This is a genomic window from Amycolatopsis sp. NPDC051716 (genome assembly GCF_040681595.1).
Taxonomy (GTDB): domain Bacteria; phylum Actinomycetota; class Actinomycetes; order Mycobacteriales; family Pseudonocardiaceae; genus Amycolatopsis.
This window is the reverse complement of record NZ_JBFAZA010000050.1, coordinates 20,355-39,453: the sequence shown is the minus strand read 5'-3', so window position 1 is coordinate 39,453 and position 19,099 is coordinate 20,355. Positions and strand designations below refer to the sequence as shown.

Sequence of the window (19,099 nt, the reverse complement as noted above, 5' to 3'; positions counted from 1 at the left end):
CACTCACCTGTTCAGTCGTTCCACCACAACCCGATCGCCGCCAGGACGCCGACGACGAAAACCGTCAAGATCGTCGTCCCGAGTCCCTGCACCAGCGAACTGACCACGACGCTCAGCAGCACTTCCACGACGAAGATGTCGAATTGGCTGTCCGGGTCACCACGCCGAGCCTTCCGCTGCCTGCTCAGCAAGGCGGCCACCGGAAACCCGAGGCCTTGCCTGATTGTTTTCTGGTATCCGGATGCACCCTCCAGCGCGGAAAAAGCCGACAGCAGGACCCACTTCACCAGCGGCAGCAGCAGGAATTTGGCGATACCGAAAGAAAATAACAGCCACCAGAACGCCAACAGGCAGGCTCCCAGGAAAGACCACACGGTGCACCCCTCTCGCGTCCCGGATCCAGCTTAACCGCGCACGAAAGAGAAATCCGTCCAATATGGTCTGAAAAAGAACCGGCCGGACGGTCATACTTGGTATCAGTCACCCCGGCGGGCGGACGCTGCCGAGATAGGCGGAAATTTCCGCGCTCGCCGCCGAACGCTGCCGCACGCCGTACTTGCGCAGGATCTTGCCGACGTGGGACTTCACCGTCGGCAGTTCGATGTGCAGCCGTTCCCGGATCTCGTCGTTCGTGAGGCCCTCGGCCACCAGGCACGCGACCTCCCGCTCACGGCCGCTCAACGACTCGAACCTCTCGGCGGCTTGCCGGTAGGAGTCGAACTCCAGTTCCGCCGTGTCGACCTGGAGCCGTTCGCACTCCCGCACCAGTTCGCGCGCGGCTTCCCGCAGCGGGTGCGCGTCCGCCTCGAGCGCGTCCCGCAGTTCGGCGGCCGCCGACCGCACGACGGAGACCCGTTCGACCACGAGGTCGGCCATCGACCGCGTGAGCACCCGCGTCACCGCCGGCCGTTCGCCGTCGTCGAGCGTCTGCAGGAACCGGCGGTTCTCCTCCTCGGTGGACAACATCCGGGCCAGCACTTCGGCGAGCCATTCCAGTGCAGCCAGTTCGGCGTCCCCGTAACTGTCCGACGTGTAGGCCTGGGCGGAGACAACGCCGATGACTTCGTCGGTCCCCGTCCGGCGCATCGGCACGACGAGCGCGTCCGCCGACCGCCGGCCCCGGTCGCCCCACGGGATGCCCCGGTTCAGCACCGCGCCGCCGTCGTCGCGGTAGCGGTAGGACCGGCGGTGCCGGAACACCCAGCCCGTCGGCCCGTCCGGGTTCAGTTCACGCAGGCCCGGCAGGGCGTAGACCGAACCGTCGTACTGGTAGGCGTAGAGGACGTGCCCGGGATCGCGGAACAACGCGACGTAGAAGGCGTCGACCTTCATCGCCGAGGCCACCACCTCGCGGAGGTGGTCGTAGAGGGCGTGGTGCCCCCGGACGGCGAGCGCGGAGAGCGACTTCTGCCCGTCTCGCAGGAGCTGGACCAGGTGTTCGTCGAATGGGTACCCGCGCGTCACCGACACTCTCCTCGGGTTGGTTGCGTCTCTAAGTCGAGGGGACGAGCAGGCGCGTTACGAATGCTCACCGATGGTGACCAGCACGTCCCGGCGGTTACTCGCTTGACGGAGTGAGCACTCACTCCGCACACTGGAGGCATGACACCAGCACCCGAAACCCGGCGGAGAGCGCCGGGCATGAGCGTCGAAGCCCGGCGCGCCATGATCGTGCACGCGGTGCTGCCGCTCCTGATGGAGCACGGCACCGGAGTGACCACCAGCCAGATCGCCCGCGCGGCCGGCATCGGCGAGGGCACGATCTTCCGCGCGTTCAAGGACAAGGACGAGCTCTTCGACGCCTGCACCGAGGAGGCGCTGAAGCCCGACCACGTGCTCGACGCGATCGCCGACATCCCCATCGACCAGCCGCTCGAAGACCGGCTCGTCGAGGCCGCCGACGCGCTCGGCGCGCACCTCGAGCGGATGGGCGCGCTGATGGGCGCCCTGCACGCGTCCGGCCGGCACAAGCAGCGCGACCCCGAGCAGCGCCTCAAGGACCGGCGCGGCACGTGGAAGGGCGGCCGCGCCGAGTCGATGGCCGCCATGCGCGGCGCGATCACCGAGCTGTTCGAGCCTGAGAAGGACCGGCTGCGGCTGACCCCCGAGCAGCTGGCCGCGCTGTTCCTCACCCTGTTGTTCGGCGGCCGGCGGATGGCGCCGGCCGAAGACCCCGCCACCACGCGCCAGGTGGTCGACGTCTTCCTGCACGGCGCCGTGGAGGCTCAATGATTCCGGGCGGTGGGGGCGGCATGGAGTTCATGCTGGCGCGGCGAGGAAGACGGCGGCACGCGACGACCGTCCCGGAAAGCGGGCTGACCGGACCGGTCGAGATCCCCGAACCCGAACCGGAAGACCAGCCGAAGGACCTTCGCTCGCGGCTCAAGCGCGCGAAGACGTCCGTCGCGGGCACGGTTCGCGGCCTGCCGAAGGTCGTGAAGCTGACGTGGCAGGCGAGTCCCGTCCTGACGATCCTCCTGGCGCTGATCACGCTGCTGTCCGGGCTCCTGCCGACCGTGACCGCGTACATCGCGAAGCTGCTGCTCGACGCCGTCGTCGCGGCGATCCAGGGCAAGGGGACCACGGCCGACATCGTGAACGTCGCGCTGTTCCAGTTCGGTGTGCTCGCCGCGACCGCGATCAGCAGCGCGCTGACGTCGATCGCGCAGTCGCTGCTGCAGGAACGCATGACGCTGACCATCCGCCACCAGGTGATGGCGCACGCGAGCGAACTGCACCTCGCGTACTTCGAGGGGTCCACGTCGTACGACATGCTGCGCCAGGCCGCGCAGGAGGCCCCGACGCGGCCGCTGTCGATGATGAACTCCGCACTGGGCCTCGTGCGGACGCTGATCACGTTCGGCAGCATGATCGCACTGCTCGTTTCGATCAGCCCGCTGCTGGCCCTGGTGGCGCTGGTGGCGCCGATCCCGGCGTTCATCTCGCAGTCCAAGTACGGCTCGCGCGCGTTCTGGTTGACGTTCCTGATGTCGCCGATCAAGCGGCGGATGGACTACCTGTCGTCGCTGGTCACCACGGACACCTACGCCAAGGAGACGAAGCTGTTCGGGCTCGGCCCGTACTTCGTCGACCGGTTCCGCCGGCTCGGCGTCGTCTCGTACGAGCGGCAGCGGAAGCTGACGATCAACCGCAACCTCAGTTCGACGTCCTGGGGACTGCTGAGCACGTTCGCGGGCTCGGCGATCGCGCTGTACATCGCCCTGGAGGCGGTCGGCGGCCGGCTGACGCTGGGCGACCTGGCGCTGTACACGGCGGCGGCGACGTCCGTGCAGACGTCGGTGTCCGGGCTGTTCACGGCCTTTTCGGGGATGTACGAGAACAATCTGTACCTGGACACGCTCTACCGGTTCCTGGACACGAAACCGGAGATCACGGCGCCCTCTACGCCGCGCCCCTTCCCGTCCGAAGTGGACGGACACATCGAGTTCGACTCGGTCACCTTCGCCTACCCCGGTTCGGACGAGCCGGCGCTGGAGGACGTGAGCTTCGAGATCCGCCCGGGCGAGACGGTGGCGGTGGTGGGCCGCAACGGCGCGGGCAAGTCGACGCTGTTCAAGCTCCTCTGCCGGCTGTACGACCCGACGGACGGCCGCATCCTGCTCGACGGCGTCGACATCCGCGAATACGACCCGGACGAGCTGCGCCAGCGGATCAGCGCGATGTTCCAGGACTACGTGACGTACCAGGGAACGGCGGCGGAGAACATCGGCTTGGGCGACCTTTCGCGGCTGGAAGATCGTCCGCACATCGAGGACTCGGCCCGCCGCGCGGGCGCAGACGAACGCATCGAGCGGCTGCCTTCCGGCTACGACAGCCCGTTGGGGAGGTGGTTCGACCAGGGTGTTTCGTTGTCTGGTGGGGAGTGGCAGAAGATCGCGCTGGCACGGGCGTTCCAGCGCGAGGCGCCGCTGTTGATCCTCGACGAGCCGACGTCGGCGTTGGACGCCCAAGCCGAGCACGACCTGTTCGCACGCCTGCGTGAGCTGTCCGAAGGCCGGACGACGCTCTACATCTCGCACCGGTTCTCGACGGTTCGCCAAGCCGAGCGGATTCTGCTGCTGGACCACGGGAAGGTCGCGGAGTACGGCACGCACGAAGAGCTGATGGCGGCGAAGGCGGGGTACGCGGATTTGTTCACCCTGCAGGCCCAGGCGTACCTCGACGAGGTGCCGAGCTAAGGGACGAGCACGACCTTGCCGGCGCCTTCGCGGCTCTCGACGCGCGCGTGCGCGGCGGCGACGTCGGCGAGGGGGAAGGTGCGGTCGAGCACGGGGGTCAGCGTGCCGTCCGCGACGAGGCCGAGCGCCTCGGCGCGGACGGCCGCGACCCGCTTCCCGTAGGCGTCCGGTCCGCCGAAGCCGATCAGGGTGATCCCGCGCGCGACGAGGCCGGCCACGGGGAACGTCGGGAGTTCGCCGCTGAGCAGGCCGTAGGCGAGGATCCGGCCGTGCGGCGCGAGTTTCGCGAGGAGCTCGGCGGCGCGCGGGCCGCCGATCGACTCGAAGACGACGTCGATGCCGTCGGGCAGCTTCTGCCGCCAGTCCGGGTCGTCGTGGTCGATGTCGGCTTTCCCCTTGCCGGCGGTTTTGACCACGTGGGCACCCTTTTGCCCGGCCAGCTGGGCCAGGTAGCCGCCGATCGCGCCGGACGCGGCCTCGACCAGCACGGTCTCACCTGCTTTGACGTCCGCGGCGTTCATCAAAGCGAGCGTCACGGAGGCCGGAACGGCAGCGGCGACCGCCTGCTCGGGCGTGATGGTGTCGGGCACGAGCGTGTACTGACTCGCGGCGACGACTTCGGCGTACGCACCACCGGTGAAGGACACGGTGACGACCCTCTTGCCGTGCAGGCTCGGATCGTCGGCCTCGACCACGATCCCGGCGGCCTCGTGCCCGAAGACCCCCGGCGCCGGCCCGGCCGGGATCAGCCCGGACCGCAGCTGCGTCTCGTAGAACGGCACCCCGATCGCCTCGGTCCGCACCAGCACTTCGCCGGATTTCCGCGCCGGTTCGGGCCGGTCCTCGACTTTGAGCACGTCCGGGCCACCCGTGCCGTACTGAACCACCGCGCGCATCTGCACCCCTAACTGGACCAACGGTCAACTTACGGTCGCCTACTATATGGACCGACGGTCAACTTGTCGAGGGAGTGGTGATGGAGCGCGCCGACGCGGCCCGCAACCGCCGGGCGATCCTCCGCGCGGCGGAGGAGTTGCTGGCGTCCCACGACCTCGCCGAGGTCTCGATGGACCGCGTCGCCGCGGCGGCCGGCGTCGGCAAGGGAACGGTGTTCCACCGGTTCGGAAACCGCGAAGGCCTGATGCGCGCGCTGGTGGAGTCCCGGGTCCAGGCGCTGTCCGACGCGGTTTCGTCGGGCCCGCCCCCACTGGGCCCGGGCGCCCCCGCGGCGGAGCGCCTGGCGGCGTTCTTCGACGCGGTGGTCGGGCTGGCCACCCGCAACGTGAAGGTGATGGCGGCGTTCGAACAGGCCTCGACGGACCGCCTGAGCAGCCCGATCTACGTGTCGTGGCACGCACACGTGGCAGGCCTGATCGCTTCGGCGGCCCCTTCGCTGGACGCGGACTTGACGGCGCACTTGCTGCTGGGCTCGCTGCACAGCGACCTGATGCTGCGGTTTTTGCGGACGGGCGAGACGGACCGCCTGGCGGAGGGCTTGCGGTCGATGGTCGCGGCGCTGCTGCGCTGATCAGGCGGGGCCGGGAGCAAATCGGACAGGTCGTTCGTTGTACGAGGTATGGCTGTCGCGTTCGTGCTTTACGTCTTCGCTGAGATCGCCGCGATCTGGGCGGTGGGTTCGGCCGTCGGCGTCCTGGGCACGCTGGGCCTCCTGCTGGCCGGCGCGTTCCTGGGCTCCTGGCTGGCCCGCCGCGAGGGCGGTAAGGCGATGAGGGCATTCACGTCGGCGGCCCGCTCGGGGCGCCCGGCGGAGAAGGAACTCACCGACGGGATGCTGGTCGGGCTCGGCGGTGTGCTGATCCTGGTGCCTGGTTTCGTGAGCGACGTGCTGGGGCTGCTGCTGATCCTGCCGCCTTCGCGCGCGGTGGCGCGGCGGCTGTGGTTGAAGCGGATGGAGAAGCGAGCGGTGCGGTTCGCGAACCGCCGGCGGGGGCCGGTGATGGTGGTGGACAGCGAGGTCGTGGCTTCTGAGGAGCCGCGGCGGGAGCAGCCGACGGTCATCGAGGGCCGGATCGTCGAGAACTGATCACGAGTGCGCGTCGCGGTGATACTGGAGGAACTTGCTGTCGAGGTTGTGCGAGTCCTGCACGGTCAACACCCCCGCCGGTTTTCCATGGCGAACGATCGTCAGCTCTGAGTCGATGACGATCGCCCCACGGTCGAACTGCACGTGGCAGTTGGGACAAAGGCAGAGCACGTTGGGCGGCAGGTCCGGGCCGCGGTGAAAGCCGCCAAGCGCCTGGATGTGCGCCCCCTCCGAATAGCCCCTGCCATCACCCACCGACAGGCGGACACCGCAGATCTGACAGGTGTGGTCGTACATCTTCTTCACGTACTCCACAACGTCGGTCGAACGAACAGTTCGCTGCGTAACGACCTGCTTGCGTTCAGGCTGGATGTTGCCCAGCGGGGCTTCACCGTGGTGCAGTTCAGCTGACAACAAGACGTCTTGCCGGCCAAAGATGACGTCCACTCCCACGCTCATCTTCACCATGCGGAACCGACAGATCTGGTGTCCGCCCTGACCTGACACCAGTGCGGCATCGTCCACTCGAAACAGACCGTCGTAGCGGTAGCCCGAATCAGGTGCGTGCGGCGACTTCCGGTCTGGGCCGCGGACCACCCGGACCGGAGCACCGGTCAACCAGCTTGTGCGCAGGGCCGCGTTTCCCGGCGCTTCGAAGGTCTGATCAGCGACCTGTCGACCGCGGCTGTCCCGGCCGCCGTGGCCGGTGTAAAGCAACTCATCTCCGTGATCGTCGTCGTCCTCGTAACCGCCCGATGACACGATGGACTCGGCACCCGTCTTGCCGGTCCCCACGATGCCCGCTTGGAGCGCACGGTGGACACCACTCGCCGCCACCTCAGCTCGGCTGGCGAACACTGCGCCTTCCGGATAACCGGGGATTTCGCCAATGCCCGGCGCAAGACCTGCAGCAGACATGATGTTGAGGTCTCGGAAGTCAAAGCCCAACGCGGTCAGCCGAGCTACGACGGTCTGCAGGCCACCGCTGAACTCTCCAGCCGTAAGCGCCTGACCAGTCGCAAATCCGTGGGCTGCGCCCAGGAGTGCCTTCGAGTCGTACTGCTTGCCGCGATAGAACACAACGTACCGCCGCGACGGGCCGAAGCCGTACTTGTCCAGAAACGCATCACGGCCGAGGTCATCGAACTCGGCGATAGCTTTGAGGACATGCTCCTGGTACACGTCGGCGAGGCTCATGGCACCACCCTAAAGGTGGACACCGACAGTTTGGTGTCCCCAACGTGCGACAGCTAGGAACCGCGCCTTCACTCCTCTGCGAAGGCCAAGGTGTCTCGTCGATAGGGCTGGTGGAGGGTGGCGAGGCGGTGCTCGGACCAGAGGTCGTCCCGCTCGTTCACACTCAACTCGCCAGCGCGGCGCATGAGCCAGATCGTTTCCATGCCGGAGAGCACCGCGTCTCCGGTGACTTTGTCCAGCAGGCCAGTGGTCAGGCGGACCAGGTCGTCCTGTTGTTCGGAAATCCGGTCGTGTTTGTAGATGCTGAAGCCGATGGCCAAAGTCGGGGTGATTCCGAAGTCCGTGACCAGCGGCGACCATGGCGCAGGGCTGCGTTCATAGACTCGGACCCACGTGCGAAGTGGGGTTACCGCGCCGTCGCGGGATATCTGTTCGGGCGTGACTGATTCTTCGAAGAGCTCCAACGGGCGGCCGCCGACGTCGAGCAGTGCGCGTGCGACCTGCTCCAGCGACGATGATGTCGCCATTTCGAGATCGTAAGAGATGGCCATTCGAGCTAGTCCACCGTGGGCTTGGGGATGTCGAAGTAGCTTGAGAAGCGCACCGCCGGGGCGTACTCGCCCTTCACCTTCACCCGGCCTGTCACGAACATCGCCGCCACTGCTGCGTTGCCTGTCGCCATCCTGATGAAGTCGTCCACTGACAAGGTGATCGTGGTGTCCGGGGTGCGGGACAAGTCCGTCGAAGAAACGCACACGCCGTCCTCGATTACTGTCTGGAAACGGTCGTAGCCGTCCTCTCCTGTTCCCTCCGAAAAGCGCCAAGAAACCACGAAGTCCACATGACGCGCTCGGGTCGGCGAGAAATGTTCCGACATGCGGCGGAATATCTCGTCCAAGAACACCGAACGCAGCTCCGGGTGGTCCGCGATCGCCTTCAACTGGTCGCGGGATGCGCGGCGGACCACGTCCACCAGGACGTCCGTCGACAAGGAGCTCAACTCTATGCCCGCCCCTACCGAGCCCAGCATGTGCAGGGTTTCCAGGACCTGGGTGAACTGCTCGGGCGTCAAGCGGCCGAGCACCAGCTTCTCCGCGAACGCGTTCACCACGTGGCCACCGCGAAGGGTGCGGGGGCGGCGCCATTTCGCGTTTCGGGGCACGGGCGGACTATACGGGGTGCGGTAAGTCGAAGAAACCGATCAAGCCGGCCGCGAAGGCCAAGTCGCCTTTGACCTTTATCCGGCCCGTGACGAACAACACCGCCGGGGTCGCCTGGTGGGTGATGAGCCGGAAGAAGTCGGCCGGGGCGATGGTGATCGTGACCCGGGGGGTGGCGCGCATCTCGCGGCTCACCGTGCAGGAGCCGTGCGAAATTGCCGTCTCGTAGCGGTCGAAGCCGCCTTCGCCCGCTCCGCCCGACAGGCGCCAGTGGACCACTGCCTGCAGGTCGCGGGCACGATCGGACCTGATGTGCGCGCCCATGCGGGCGAAGATCTCGTCCAGCACGCGCTCTCGCAGCGGCCGGTCGGCGACGACGCTCTCCAGCTGCGCGCGCGACGCCGAAGCCACCAGGGACGCGAAGCGGGCCGGCTCGACCTTGCTCAGGTCGAACGCCGGGGCGCGCTCGGCCAGCCTCAGCAGGGCGTTCAGGAGCCGGCGGAAGTCGTCCTTGCGGAGGTTGCCGGGGTTGAGGTCGAGCTCGTTGACGTCGAGGGCGTGAGCCTCCGGGCCCAGCGGGTCGAGCCGCTCCAGTGCTTCGAGCAGCGCCGGCCCGCGGAGGTCCGCGATCCGATCAGCGCTGGTCATCCCGGCGTTTTCGGCCATGGTCACCCCTCTCCAGTTACCCAGGAGTAATACTACCCACCAGTAGGTAGGCGGGCAAGCGTGCCGAAATCACCCGCGCGTGGCAACGACCGGTACCGTCTCCGGGCAGCAACGAGGAGGTCCAGCGTGTCAGAGGAAGATCAGCGTCCGCCCGAACGGGCCAGGCGGCTGCCGCGTGCGGTGCGCGAGCGGCAGATCCTGGACGCGGCCGTCCAGGTCTTCTCGCGCCACGGCTACCACGCCGCGTCGATGGACGAGATCTCCGACGTCGCCGGGGTCTCGAAGCCGATGATCTACACCTACCTCGGCTCGAAGGAAGACCTCTTCGGCGCGTGCATCCGCCGCGAGGCGACGCGCCTGCTCGAGGCCATCCAGGCCGGCGTGCAGCCCGACCTCCCGCCGGACATGCAACTCTGGCACGGCCTGCGGTCCTTCTACCGCTTCGTCGCCGAGTACCGCGAGTCGTGGACGGTCCTGCACCGCCAGGCGCTGACCGTCGGCGGCGCGTTCGCCGCCGAGGTCACCGACATGCGGATGCGCGCGATCCAGCTGGTCGCCGCGCTCGTGGTGTCCGCCGGCACCCGCAAGGGCGTCGGCGAGCAGGCCGAGTTCTCCGGCGAAGGGCTGGCCGCGTCGCTGGTCGGCGGGGCCGAGTCGCTGGCCGACTGGGCCCTCGACCACCCCGACATCTCCGACGGCGTGCTGGCGTCCTGGATGATGAACCTCGTCTGGCTCGGCTTCAACGACCTCATCGAGGGCGCGGTCTGGAAGCCGTCAGAGTGAGCTGATCGTGCCTTCCAGGTGCGGCTTCGACCCGCTCCACAGCTCGAACGCCCAGCCCTCCGAAGTGGCCCACGACGTGAAGCCCGCCTTGGCCGGCAGGAGCACCGGCTGCTTGAAGCGGACGTCGACCGTGAACGCCTCCGGCAGCCGGCCTTCGAACGCGGCCAGCGCGTGGGCCTTCGTCCACATCCCGTGCGCGATCGCGCGCGGGAAGCCGAACAGGCGGGCCGTCAGCGGGTGCAGGTGGATCGGGTTGCGGTCGCCCGAGACCTCCGCGTAGCGCCGCCCGATGTCGCCCGGGACGCGCCAGATCGCGTCCGGGGTCGGCGGGGCGAGCTGGTCACGCCGCGAAGAAGACCCGGAACCCGAGCCGCGCCGCAGGTAGGTGCTGACGTCGCGCCAAACCAGGTCCTCGCCGGTCCAGGCTTCGCTGACGACGTCGAACTGGCGGCCCTTCTCGTGCGGACGCAGGTTCTCCGCCCGCACGCGCACGGTCAGCGGCTCGCCCACCCGCAGCGCGCGGTGCTGGGTGATCCGGTTGGCCACGTGCACCATGCCGAGCAGCGGGAACGGGAAGCCCGGCTCGGTCATCAGCGCCATCTGGAGCGGGAACGCCAGCATGTGCGGGTACGTCGCCGGCAGCTCGTCGCTCAGCCGGAAGCCGCACACCGTGTTGTACGCGGCGAGGTGCGCCGGGTCGACGACCACGCCCGTGCGGACCAGCTCGGTGTCCGGCAGCGAATCCCCGGACGGCTTGCGCAGGACACCGCCGAGCAGCGCCTTCGGGTACAGCGTGGCCAGGCTCGGCGTGCTGTCGAGTTCGCGGATCGCCACCTCAGGCCCCCAGCAGGGCCTGGCCGCAGACGCGGACCACGTTGCCGTTCACCGCGGCCGACGCCGGGTTCGCGTACCAGGCGATCGTCTCGGCGACGTCGACCGGCAGGCCGCCCTGGCCGAGGCTGGACAGCCGCCGCCCGGCTTCGCGGATGAACAGCGGCACGGCCGCGGTCATCTTGGTCTCGATGAACCCCGGCGCGACGGCGTTGATCGTGCCGCCGTAGGCCGCCAGCTGCGGCGCGCCGACGTTGACCATGCCGATCACGCCCGCCTTCGACGTGGCGTAGTTCGTCTGGCCGACGTTGCCGGCGATGCCCGCGATCGACGAGACGCCGATGATGCGGCCGTTCTCGTTCAGCACGCGATCGGCGAGGAGCTTGTCGTTCACCGCGAGCTGCGACGCCAAGTTCACCGCGATCACCGAGTCCCACGCGCTCTCGCTCATGTTGCCCAGCGTCTTGTCGCGCGTGATGCCCGCGTTGTGCACGACGATGTCGACGCCGCCGTGCCGCTCCTTCAGGTACTCCGCGAGCTTCGCGGGCGCGCTCGGCGAAGTGATGTCGAGCTGCAGCGACGACCCGCCGACCTTGTTCGCCACCTTCGACAGGTCCGCGCCCTGCGCGGGGATGTCGAGCGCGACGACGTGCGCGCCGTCGCGGGCCAGTACCTCGGCGATCGCCGCGCCGATGCCGCGGGACGCACCGGTGACCAGCGCGACCTTGCCGTCCAGCGGCTTTTCCCAGTTCGCGGGCGGAGCCGCCGTCTTGCCCTCGGCACCGATCCGGATCACCTGCGCGTCGACGAACGCGGACTTCGCCGAGAGCAGGAAGCGCAGCGTCGACTCGGTTGCCTCTTCGGCGCCGTCGGCCACGTACACGAGCTGGGCGGTCGCGCCGCGCTTCAGCTCCTTGCCCACCGAACGGATGAACCCTTCGAGCGCGCGCTGGGCGATCCGCTCGCGGCCCTCGACCTGCTCCGGCGGGGTGCCGAGGACGACGACGCGGCCGGACGGGCCGACGCTGCGGATCACCGGGTGGAAGAAGTCGTAGACCTCGCGCAGGCGCGCGGGGTCGGTGACGCCGGTGGCGTCGAAGACCAGCGCCGCGTGCCGGTCGGCGGCGGTGGTGATCACCTCGATGCCCGCGTCGGCCAGCTGGTCGCGCAGGGTCTTCTCCAGCCGTCCGCCGGGCGCGGCACCCAGAAGTGCGGGACCCTCGAGCGCGGGTTGCCCGGGGCGGTACCGGCGCAGCGTGGCGGGGTTGGGCAGGCCGAGCTTCGGCACCACGAACTTCCCCACCGGGGTTTTCGTGAACTGCTGGTACCTGTCAGCCATCGGTTGCCTCCCGTGCAGTCTGCGTCACGTCGCAGTCTAACCTACTCGCTAGTAGGTTACAGTGTGAGGGACACGACCAGAGAGGTGGAAGTCATGCCGCCGAAGAAAACGCCTGCCGTTCGCAAGGTCGCGATCATCGGGGGCAACCGGATCCCCTTCGCGCGGTCCAACGGGCCGTACGCGAAGGCGTCGAACCAGGACATGTTCACCGCCGCCCTCGACGGTCTGGTGAGCCGCTTCTCGCTGCAGGGCGAGGTGATCGGCGAGGTCGCCGCCGGCGCCGTGCTCAAGCACTCGAAGGACTTCAACCTGGCCCGTGAGAGCGTGCTGGGCAGCAAGCTTTCGCCCGCGACGCCCGCGTCCGACGTCCAGATGGCGTGCGGCACCGGCCTGCAGGCCATCGTCAACGTCGCCAACAAGATCGCGCTCGGCCAGCTCGACTCGGCCATCGCCGGCGGCGTCGACACCACGAGCGACGCCCCGCTCGCCGTCAACGAGGACCTGCGCCAGATCCTCATCCAGCTCAACGCGGCCAAGACGCTCGGCGACCGCCTCAAGCTCGTCGCGAAGATCCGTCCCGGCCACATCGTCCCGGCGATCCCGCGCAACGAGGAGCCGCGCACCGGGCTGTCGATGGGTAAGCACGCCGCGCTGACGGCGAAGGTCTGGGAGATCACCCGCGAGGCCCAGGACGAACTGGCCGCGAGCAGCCACCAGAAGCTCGCCGCCGCCTACGACCGCGGGTTCTTCGACGACCTCGTGACGCCGTTCCTCAAGCTCGCGCGCGACCAGAACCTGCGCCCGGACTCGACCGCGGAGAAGCTCGCCAAGCTCAAGCCGGCCTTCGGCGGCCCGGACGGCACGATGACGGCGGGCAACTCGACGCCGCTGACCGACGGCGCGTCGACGGTCCTGCTCGCCACCGACGAGTGGGCGAAGGCGCACAAGCTGCCGGTGCTGGCCTACCTGACCTTCTCACAGACCGCGGCCGTCGACTACGTCCACGGCGACGAGGGCCTGCTCATGGCGCCCGCCTACGCGGTGCCGCGGATGCTCGCGCGCGCCGGACTTTCGTTGCAGGACTTCGACTTCTACGAGATCCACGAGGCGTTCGCGTCGCAGGTGCTGGCCACGCTCAAGGCGTGGGAGGACCCGGCGTTCGCCAAGGAGAAGCTGGACCTGGACGCGCCGCTCGGCGCGATCGACCGGGCGAAGCTGAACGTCAACGGCTCGTCGCTGGCGGCCGGGCACCCGTTCGCCGCGACCGGCGGCCGGATCGTCGCGACGCTGGCGAAGCTGCTGCACGAGAAGGGGTCCGGCCGCGGCCTGATCTCCATCTGCGCCGCCGGCGGCCAGGGCGTCACCGCGATCCTGGAGAAGTAGCCGCACGAAAAAGGGCCGCCCCTCGCGAGGGGCGGCCCTTTTCGCGTCAGTTGGGGAGCGCCTTCTGCGCCCGCTTCGCGAGCTTGTTCGCGCGCTTCTCGGCCTTGCGGCTCAGCTTCCCGGCCGCGACGCCGACATCCTTCGCGGCGTGGCGCGCCCGCCAAGCCGCCGACGGCTTCCCGTGCGTGTCGCTGACCGCGAGCAGCAGGCCACCGGCCAGGCTCGCGTTCTTGAAGAACTGGATCTGCTGCTGCTGGCGCTCGCCCGGGTCCTTGATGGTCCAGAAGCTGTGCGTCGAGAGCGTCGTCGGCACCAGGCTGCCGAGCAGCAGCCCGGCCGCCAGCCGCGGCGCCTTGCCGGCCGCGAACGCGAGACCGGCGCCGATCTTCACCGCGGCGTCGATCCGGACGAGCGTCACCGGGTCCCGGGGGACCTGCGCCGGGACGACGTCGCCGTACTTTTCGAACGCGCTGTTGAGGAACGGTTCCGCCGCCTTGGCGTGGCCCTCGGCCTGCCTCAGCGCATTGATCCCGCCCGTCACGAAGATCGTGGCGAGCAGGGGACGAGCCACTCGACGGAGTATCACGGTCATAGCCTTCCTCGTACGGGCCGCTGCCTGGTCGAACCTACTCCGTGGATGCCCGCTCGGCCCGTGCTCGAATCCTCATCGGGCTTTCTGCGGTTTTATAGTCCTGACGCTAGAAAGCCTTAGAAGGCTTTAGCGGTTGACTTTGACGTTGCGTCAACTTCTATCGTCGGAGTCATGGAGTGGTCGATCCAGGACATCGCCCGCTCGGCCGGGACCACGAGCCGGACGCTGCGCCACTACGGCGCGGTCGGCCTGCTCGAGCCCAGCCGGATCGGCGGCAACGGCTACCGCTACTACGACGAGCAGGCGCTCGTCCGGCTGCAGCGGATCCTGCTGCTGCGCGAGCTCGGCCTCGGGCTGCCGGCCATCGCCGAGGTGCTCGACGGGCAGCGAGACAGCGCCGCGGCGCTCGAAACCCACCTGGAGCTGCTCGAACAGGAGCAGCGGCGGATCGGACGGCAGATCGATTCGGTCCGCACGACCCTCCGGAAACTGAAGGGAGGTGAACGACTGATGGCAGAAGAAGTCTTCGACGGCTTCGACCACACGAAGTACGAGAAGGAAGTGACTTCGCGCTGGGGCGCTGACGCGTACCGGCGCGGTGACCAGTGGTGGAGTTCGTTGTCGGCCGAGGAGAAGCAGGCCCACCAGCAGGAGCAGCTCGACATCGCGGCGGCGTTCGGCGCGGCGCGGGCTGCGGGTTCGACGCCGGGTTCCGACGAGGTCCAGGCGATCACGCGGCGGCTGCACGAGTGGCTGCGACCGGCGGTCTCGACCGTGTCGAAGGGCTACTTCGCGGGCCTGGGACAGCTGTACGTCGACGACTCGCGCTACGGGCTCGAAGGCGCGACGGCGGAATTCGTCCGGGACGCGATGAAGATCTACGCGGAACGGAACCTCGGTGACTAGTGGCGCGTCGTAAGAGGCGCACTGGGGGTAGGGACGAGCAGGGCTGCAGACCTGTTCGTCTCTATGTACTCGGCCGCAGCAGCGTGCGCCGGGTGGTGTCGAGGTGGCGCACCACCTCGTAGGCGGCCCGGGTGCCCACCTCCGGCGGCTCCTCGTCGTCTTCGAGCACGGACCAGCCGCCCTCGTACCGGACGAGGTACGAGCCGGCGCAGACGTCGCTCACCTCCGCGGTGAGGACCGTGCCCTCCGGGTGGCGCGCCTTGCGCGCTCGCCACTGCTCGTCCGACACGCCGTTGTCGAGGGGCCCCGACCGGAACTCCGGATCCAGCGGCCACAACCGAACCTGCCCCGGCCGGCGGGCCAGCACCTCGAAGGTCGTCGTCGTGCCGACCGCGGGCCACGACTCCGGCCGCCTCGGCAGGGTCAGCACGTCGACGAAGCCTTGCCGCTCGCCGGCGAGGGCCACGAACAGGCCGATGGCGCCGGGCCGCGGAATCGCGGAGACCGTGCCGGTCACCACGGCACCCACCTCGAAGCCGGTCACCTCGCCACCCAAGCACAGCCTGGGCCGACCGGTCGAACCTCGGCGACACGCCTAGCCGTCTATGGCGGAATATCGGGCTCACCCTAGAAACGCCGATAACTTGGCAGAGTGGACCCCATCCGCAACCCCTTCGCGCCGGGCGCCGGGCAGCGGCCGCCCGAGCTGGCCGGGCGCGAGCGTGAGCTCAAAGCCTTCGAAGTGGTGCTGGAGCGGGTGGCGCGGGGGAGACCCGAACGCAGTCTCGTGCTCACCGGGCTGCGCGGGGTCGGCAAGACCGTGCTCCTCGGGGAGCTGCGGGCGATGGCCGTGCGGCACAAGTGGGGCGCGGGCAAGATCGAGGCCCGGCCGGACGCCGAGCTGCGGCGGCCGCTGTCGGCCGCGCTGCACCGGGCCATCCGGGACCTCGCCGTGCGGCACCGGGCGCCGGACCGGGTCGAAGAGGTGCTCGGCGTGCTGAAGGCGTTCGCGCTGCGGGCCAACAAGGCCGACGCCAAGCTGCGCGACCGGTGGCAGCCGGGCATCGACGTGCCCGCCGCGCAGGGGCGGGCCGACTCCGGGGACATCGAGATCGACCTCGTCGAGCTGTTCACCGACGTCGCCGAGCTGGCCGCCGACGTCGGCACCGGCGTCGCGCTGCTCATCGACGAGATCCAGGACCTGCAGCCGGACGACGTCTCGGCGTTGTGCGCGGCCTGCCACGAGCTGTCCCAGTCCGGCGCGCCCCTGGTGGTCGTCGGGGCCGGGTTGCCGCACGTGCCCGCGGTGCTCTCGGCGTCGAAGTCCTACTCCGAGCGGCTCTTCCGGTACGCGCGGATCGACCGGCTCAACCGCGAGGACGCCGACTTCGCCGTGATGGCGCCGATCGAGCGCGAGGACGCCGGCATCGAGCCCGAAGCTCTCGACGCGCTGTTCGACGCGTCCGGCGGCTACCCCTACTTCATCCAGGCCTACGGCAAGGCGGCCTGGGACGCGGCGCCGTCCGACCCGATCACCGTCAAGGACGTCCAGGTCGCGGCGCCCGAGGCGGAGTCGGAGCTGGCGGTCGGCTTCTTCGGGTCGCGCTACGAGCGCGCGACGCCGGCCGAGCGGGAGTACCTGCAGGCGATGGCCTCGCTGACCCAGGGCCGCGACGAGCCCGCCGGCACCGCCGACGTCGCCGTGTTCCTCGGGCGGAAGCCGTCGTCGCTGTCGCCGGCGCGCGACAGCCTGATGAAGAAGGGCCTCGTGTACTCCGCCGAGCGGGGCCAGATCGCCTTCACCGTCCCGCACTTCGGCCACTACCTGCTCGGCCGCGACTGACCTGGGCTTTTCCGGCTCTCTTCCGGTCTATGCGCGTCGCTACGCTTATCTAGCTCATTCGCTAGATAGCCCTAGAGAGCTGTAGCGGGTTGCTTCGACGTGACCGCGGCCACCCCCAATCTCTCCGGCGCATACCCAAGTTTGCCGATGATTCATCGGCGAGTGCGCCACATCACCGGATATTCGTTGGATTCCTTGTGAAAAAAGGTGCATACTAGAGGCACAACCACCAAGACCCTCGAAGGGGATGCAGAAACCGATGAACAACATCGCCGCCAAGCTCCGTGCCCGTCGCGCCGAGGTTCGCACTCGCCGGGCGCTGAACCGGGCGATCGACACCGCCGCCACCGCGACGGTCCGTCAGGAACTCATCGCGATCGCGCAGGCTCGCTCGGGCTACATGCGCTGATCTCTTCACCCCGTGGCGGTCGCCCATTCGAGTGACCTAGGCCACATCGTGCTCACGGTGTAACGCCACCCGAAGAGGTGTCGATACCCAGTACGACCCCGTGATGCTGGCGGACCCCCGACCTGGCAGCATCGCGGGGTTTCCCATTTCCCCGAAAACCCCTTGCCGTCGGAGCTTTCCGCAGTAATCTTTGACTTCGTCAACGAACTTGTTGAGGTGGTCAATGAACGACGCACAGCTGGCCGAGCGGGTAGCCGCGGTCCGGGCCTTCAACCGGCTCTACACCGGTGTCATCGGCGTGCTCGACGAAGGGCCGGCGGACGCCGAGTACTCGCTGCCGGAAGCCCGCGTGCTCTTCGAGCTCGCCCACCAGGACCCGCTGCCGGTCACTGACCTGCGGAAACGTCTCGACCTCGACGCCGGCTACGCCAGCAGGCTGCTCGCGCGGCTCGAGTCCCGTGGGCTGATCGTGCGCGAACGGTCCGAGGAGGACGCCCGCCGCCAGCTCGTGCGGCCCACCGCCGCGGGCCGGGACGCCTTCGCGGTGCTGAACCGCCGCTCCACCGACCAGATCGGCGGCCTGCTACGCCGCTTCGCCGACGAAGACCAGCAGCGCCTGCTGGCCGCGATGCACACGATCGGCGACCTGGTCGGCGACCGTCGCCGCGATCCGGCCCTCGTCCTCCGCCCGCCACGACCGGGTGACCTCGGTTGGGTGGTGGAACGGCACGGCGCCCTCTACGCCCGCGAGTACGGCTTCGACGCCCGGTTCGAGGCGCTCGTCGCCCGGATCGTCGCGGACTTCGCCGAAACCCACGACGATCAGCGGCAGGCCTTCTGGATCGCGGAGCTGGACGGCGAGCGAGCCGGCAGCATCGGGTGCACCCGCGGGCCGGGAGCGGACACCGCGAAACTCCGGTTGCTGCTGCTCGAGCCGTCGGCTCGAGGGCACGGTGTGGGCAAGCGGCTGGTCGCCGAGTGCGTGGAGTTCGCCAGAGCGCACGGCTACCGGGCGATGGAGCTGTCGACGGTGTCCGTCCTCGACGCCGCGCGTTCGCTCTACCGCGCGGCCGGGTTCGAGCTGGTGCGGGAGACGGACTTCGCCGATTGGGGCCCGAAGCTGACCGAGGAGACCTGGCGCCTGGAGTTCTAGCGCGGCACCCGGCCGAGCAGGAAGAACTCCGGGTTCGGGCGGAGCGCGGTGAGGTGGGCGAGGCGGTTCGACATCGCGAACAACGCCGTGATCGCGCCGACGTCCCAGATCTCGTCGTCGGTCAGGCCGGCGTTGCGCGCGGCTTCGAGGTCGCCTTCGCCGAACAGGGCGGAGTCCTGGGCGAGCGCCAGTGCCAGGTCGACGATCGCGCGGCCGCGTTCGTCGAGTTCCACCTGCCACGGGTTGCTCGACACGCGATCGGCCAGCTCGGGGTCCTTCGCGCGGATGCGCAGGATGGCACCGTGGGCGACCACGCAGTAGGTGCAGTGGTTCGCGCCCGAGGTGGCGACGACGACCAGCTCGCGCTCGGCCTTCGTGAGGCCGTCGGTGCGTTCCATCAGCGCGTCGTGGTAGTCGAGGAACGCCCGCAGCTCGGCGGGGCGGTGGCCGAGGGCGCGGAAGATGTTGGGCACGAAGCCCGACTTCTCCGCGATCGCACCGACGCGTTCACGCAGGTCGTCGGGCAGGTCTTCGAGGTCCACCACCGGAAACCGGCTCACGTCGCTCATGGCTTCACGCTAGCCGTGTCGATTC

At 68.9% G+C, this 19,099-nt stretch carries 22 protein-coding genes; 10 read left to right on the top strand and 12 right to left on the bottom strand.

The window, feature by feature from the left end; translation table 11 throughout:
• Positions 1-11: 11 nt before the first annotated feature.
• Together AB0M30_RS42835 and AB0M30_RS42830 are read right to left on the bottom strand one after the other, a co-directional pair.
• Positions 12-374, bottom strand: a complete 363-nt coding sequence (locus tag AB0M30_RS42835) for a hypothetical protein (RefSeq protein ID WP_364596951.1) — start codon at positions 372-374, stop codon at positions 12-14.
• Between the two features lie 106 nt (positions 375-480).
• Positions 481-1,464: a LuxR C-terminal-related transcriptional regulator gene (locus AB0M30_RS42830; protein ID WP_364596948.1), complete on the bottom strand. Its 984-nt coding sequence runs from the start codon at positions 1,462-1,464 to the stop codon at positions 481-483.
• Between the two features lie 177 nt (positions 1,465-1,641).
• Between AB0M30_RS42830 and AB0M30_RS42825 the strand changes: the two genes are divergently transcribed.
• Together AB0M30_RS42825 and AB0M30_RS42820 are read left to right on the top strand one after the other, a co-directional pair.
• Entirely contained in the window at positions 1,642-2,232 is a 591-nt protein-coding gene (locus AB0M30_RS42825) for a TetR family transcriptional regulator (RefSeq protein ID WP_364596997.1), read from the top strand.
• Between the two features lie 20 nt (positions 2,233-2,252).
• Entirely contained in the window at positions 2,253-4,199 is a 1,947-nt protein-coding gene (locus tag AB0M30_RS42820; protein ID WP_364596945.1) for an ABC transporter ATP-binding protein, read from the top strand.
• Here the strand turns inward: AB0M30_RS42820 and AB0M30_RS42815 are convergent.
• The gene (locus tag AB0M30_RS42815) at positions 4,196-5,095 is read right to left on the bottom strand and encodes a zinc-binding dehydrogenase (protein ID WP_364596943.1); all 900 of its coding nucleotides are present in this window, start codon (positions 5,093-5,095) and stop codon (positions 4,196-4,198) included. The two genes, AB0M30_RS42820 and AB0M30_RS42815, sit on opposite strands and share 4 nt — an antisense overlap.
• 80 nt (positions 5,096-5,175) lie before the next feature.
• Between AB0M30_RS42815 and AB0M30_RS42810 the strand changes: the two genes are divergently transcribed.
• Both AB0M30_RS42810 and AB0M30_RS42805 read left to right on the top strand, forming a co-directional pair.
• A complete protein-coding gene (locus AB0M30_RS42810; RefSeq protein ID WP_364596940.1) occupies positions 5,176-5,727 on the top strand; it encodes a helix-turn-helix domain-containing protein in 552 nt (183 codons plus the stop codon).
• Positions 5,728-5,775: 48 nt separating this feature from the next.
• A complete protein-coding gene (locus AB0M30_RS42805) occupies positions 5,776-6,243 on the top strand; it encodes an FxsA family protein (RefSeq protein ID WP_364596937.1) in 468 nt (155 codons plus the stop codon).
• Here the strand turns inward: AB0M30_RS42805 and AB0M30_RS42800 are convergent, their stop codons facing one another.
• From AB0M30_RS42800 to AB0M30_RS42785, 4 genes are all read right to left on the bottom strand, one after another.
• Complete coding sequence (locus AB0M30_RS42800; protein WP_364596934.1) at positions 6,244-7,440, bottom strand: YDG/SRA domain-containing protein; 1,197 nt, start codon at positions 7,438-7,440, stop codon at positions 6,244-6,246.
• A 68-nt stretch (positions 7,441-7,508) separates the two neighbouring features.
• The gene (locus AB0M30_RS42795) at positions 7,509-7,991 is read right to left on the bottom strand and encodes a SitI3 family protein (protein WP_364596931.1); all 483 of its coding nucleotides are present in this window, start codon (positions 7,989-7,991) and stop codon (positions 7,509-7,511) included.
• 5 nt (positions 7,992-7,996) lie between these two features.
• Positions 7,997-8,548, bottom strand: a complete 552-nt coding sequence (locus AB0M30_RS42790) for an SCP2 sterol-binding domain-containing protein (protein WP_364596994.1) — start codon at positions 8,546-8,548, stop codon at positions 7,997-7,999.
• A gap of 61 nt (positions 8,549-8,609) precedes the next feature.
• A complete protein-coding gene (locus tag AB0M30_RS42785) occupies positions 8,610-9,266 on the bottom strand; it encodes an SCP2 sterol-binding domain-containing protein (RefSeq protein ID WP_364596929.1) in 657 nt (218 codons plus the stop codon).
• Between the two features lie 126 nt (positions 9,267-9,392).
• Here AB0M30_RS42785 and AB0M30_RS42780 point away from each other — a divergent pair, with 126 nt between their 5' ends.
• Entirely contained in the window at positions 9,393-10,049 is a 657-nt protein-coding gene (locus AB0M30_RS42780) for a TetR/AcrR family transcriptional regulator (RefSeq protein ID WP_364596926.1), read from the top strand.
• Here AB0M30_RS42780 and AB0M30_RS42775 read toward each other — a convergent pair.
• A complete protein-coding gene (locus AB0M30_RS42775; protein WP_364596923.1) occupies positions 10,041-10,883 on the bottom strand; it encodes a MaoC/PaaZ C-terminal domain-containing protein in 843 nt (280 codons plus the stop codon). The two genes, AB0M30_RS42780 and AB0M30_RS42775, sit on opposite strands and share 9 nt — an antisense overlap.
• Before the next feature lies 1 nt (position 10,884).
• Complete coding sequence (locus tag AB0M30_RS42770) at positions 10,885-12,219, bottom strand: 3-oxoacyl-ACP reductase (RefSeq protein ID WP_364596920.1); 1,335 nt, start codon at positions 12,217-12,219, stop codon at positions 10,885-10,887.
• 93 nt (positions 12,220-12,312) lie between these two features.
• Between AB0M30_RS42770 and AB0M30_RS42765 the strand changes: the two genes are divergently transcribed.
• Positions 12,313-13,602 carry an acetyl-CoA C-acetyltransferase gene (locus AB0M30_RS42765; RefSeq protein WP_364596918.1) on the top strand — a complete coding sequence of 430 codons (1,290 nt, stop codon included), beginning with the start codon at positions 12,313-12,315 and terminating at the stop codon, positions 13,600-13,602.
• Positions 13,603-13,648: 46 nt separating this feature from the next.
• On the opposite strand, the gene AB0M30_RS42760 is transcribed toward AB0M30_RS42765, so the two are convergent.
• A complete protein-coding gene (locus tag AB0M30_RS42760; RefSeq protein ID WP_364596915.1) occupies positions 13,649-14,194 on the bottom strand; it encodes a DoxX family protein in 546 nt (181 codons plus the stop codon).
• 171 nt (positions 14,195-14,365) lie between these two features.
• Between AB0M30_RS42760 and AB0M30_RS42755 the strand changes: the two genes are divergently transcribed.
• Positions 14,366-15,100, top strand: coding sequence for a MerR family transcriptional regulator (locus tag AB0M30_RS42755; protein ID WP_364596912.1), 735 nt, complete (start codon positions 14,366-14,368; stop codon positions 15,098-15,100).
• Between the two features lie 61 nt (positions 15,101-15,161).
• Here the strand turns inward: AB0M30_RS42755 and AB0M30_RS42750 are convergent, their stop codons facing one another.
• The gene (locus AB0M30_RS42750) at positions 15,162-15,644 is read right to left on the bottom strand and encodes a hypothetical protein (protein ID WP_364596909.1); all 483 of its coding nucleotides are present in this window, start codon (positions 15,642-15,644) and stop codon (positions 15,162-15,164) included.
• A gap of 108 nt (positions 15,645-15,752) precedes the next feature.
• Here AB0M30_RS42750 and AB0M30_RS42745 point away from each other — a divergent pair, with 108 nt between their 5' ends.
• From AB0M30_RS42745 to AB0M30_RS42735, 3 genes are all read left to right on the top strand, one after another.
• Positions 15,753-16,943 carry an ATP-binding protein gene (locus tag AB0M30_RS42745; RefSeq protein ID WP_103340889.1) on the top strand — a complete coding sequence of 397 codons (1,191 nt, stop codon included), beginning with the start codon at positions 15,753-15,755 and terminating at the stop codon, positions 16,941-16,943.
• A 259-nt stretch (positions 16,944-17,202) separates the two neighbouring features.
• The gene (locus AB0M30_RS42740) at positions 17,203-17,352 is read left to right on the top strand and encodes a hypothetical protein (RefSeq protein ID WP_167379635.1); all 150 of its coding nucleotides are present in this window, start codon (positions 17,203-17,205) and stop codon (positions 17,350-17,352) included.
• 223 nt (positions 17,353-17,575) lie between these two features.
• Positions 17,576-18,505, top strand: coding sequence for a helix-turn-helix domain-containing GNAT family N-acetyltransferase (locus AB0M30_RS42735; RefSeq protein ID WP_364596906.1), 930 nt, complete (start codon positions 17,576-17,578; stop codon positions 18,503-18,505).
• Here the strand turns inward: AB0M30_RS42735 and AB0M30_RS42730 are convergent.
• Complete coding sequence (locus tag AB0M30_RS42730; protein WP_364596903.1) at positions 18,502-19,074, bottom strand: peroxidase-related enzyme; 573 nt, start codon at positions 19,072-19,074, stop codon at positions 18,502-18,504. The genes AB0M30_RS42735 and AB0M30_RS42730 overlap by 4 nt on opposite strands.
• Positions 19,075-19,099 lie beyond the last annotated feature (25 nt).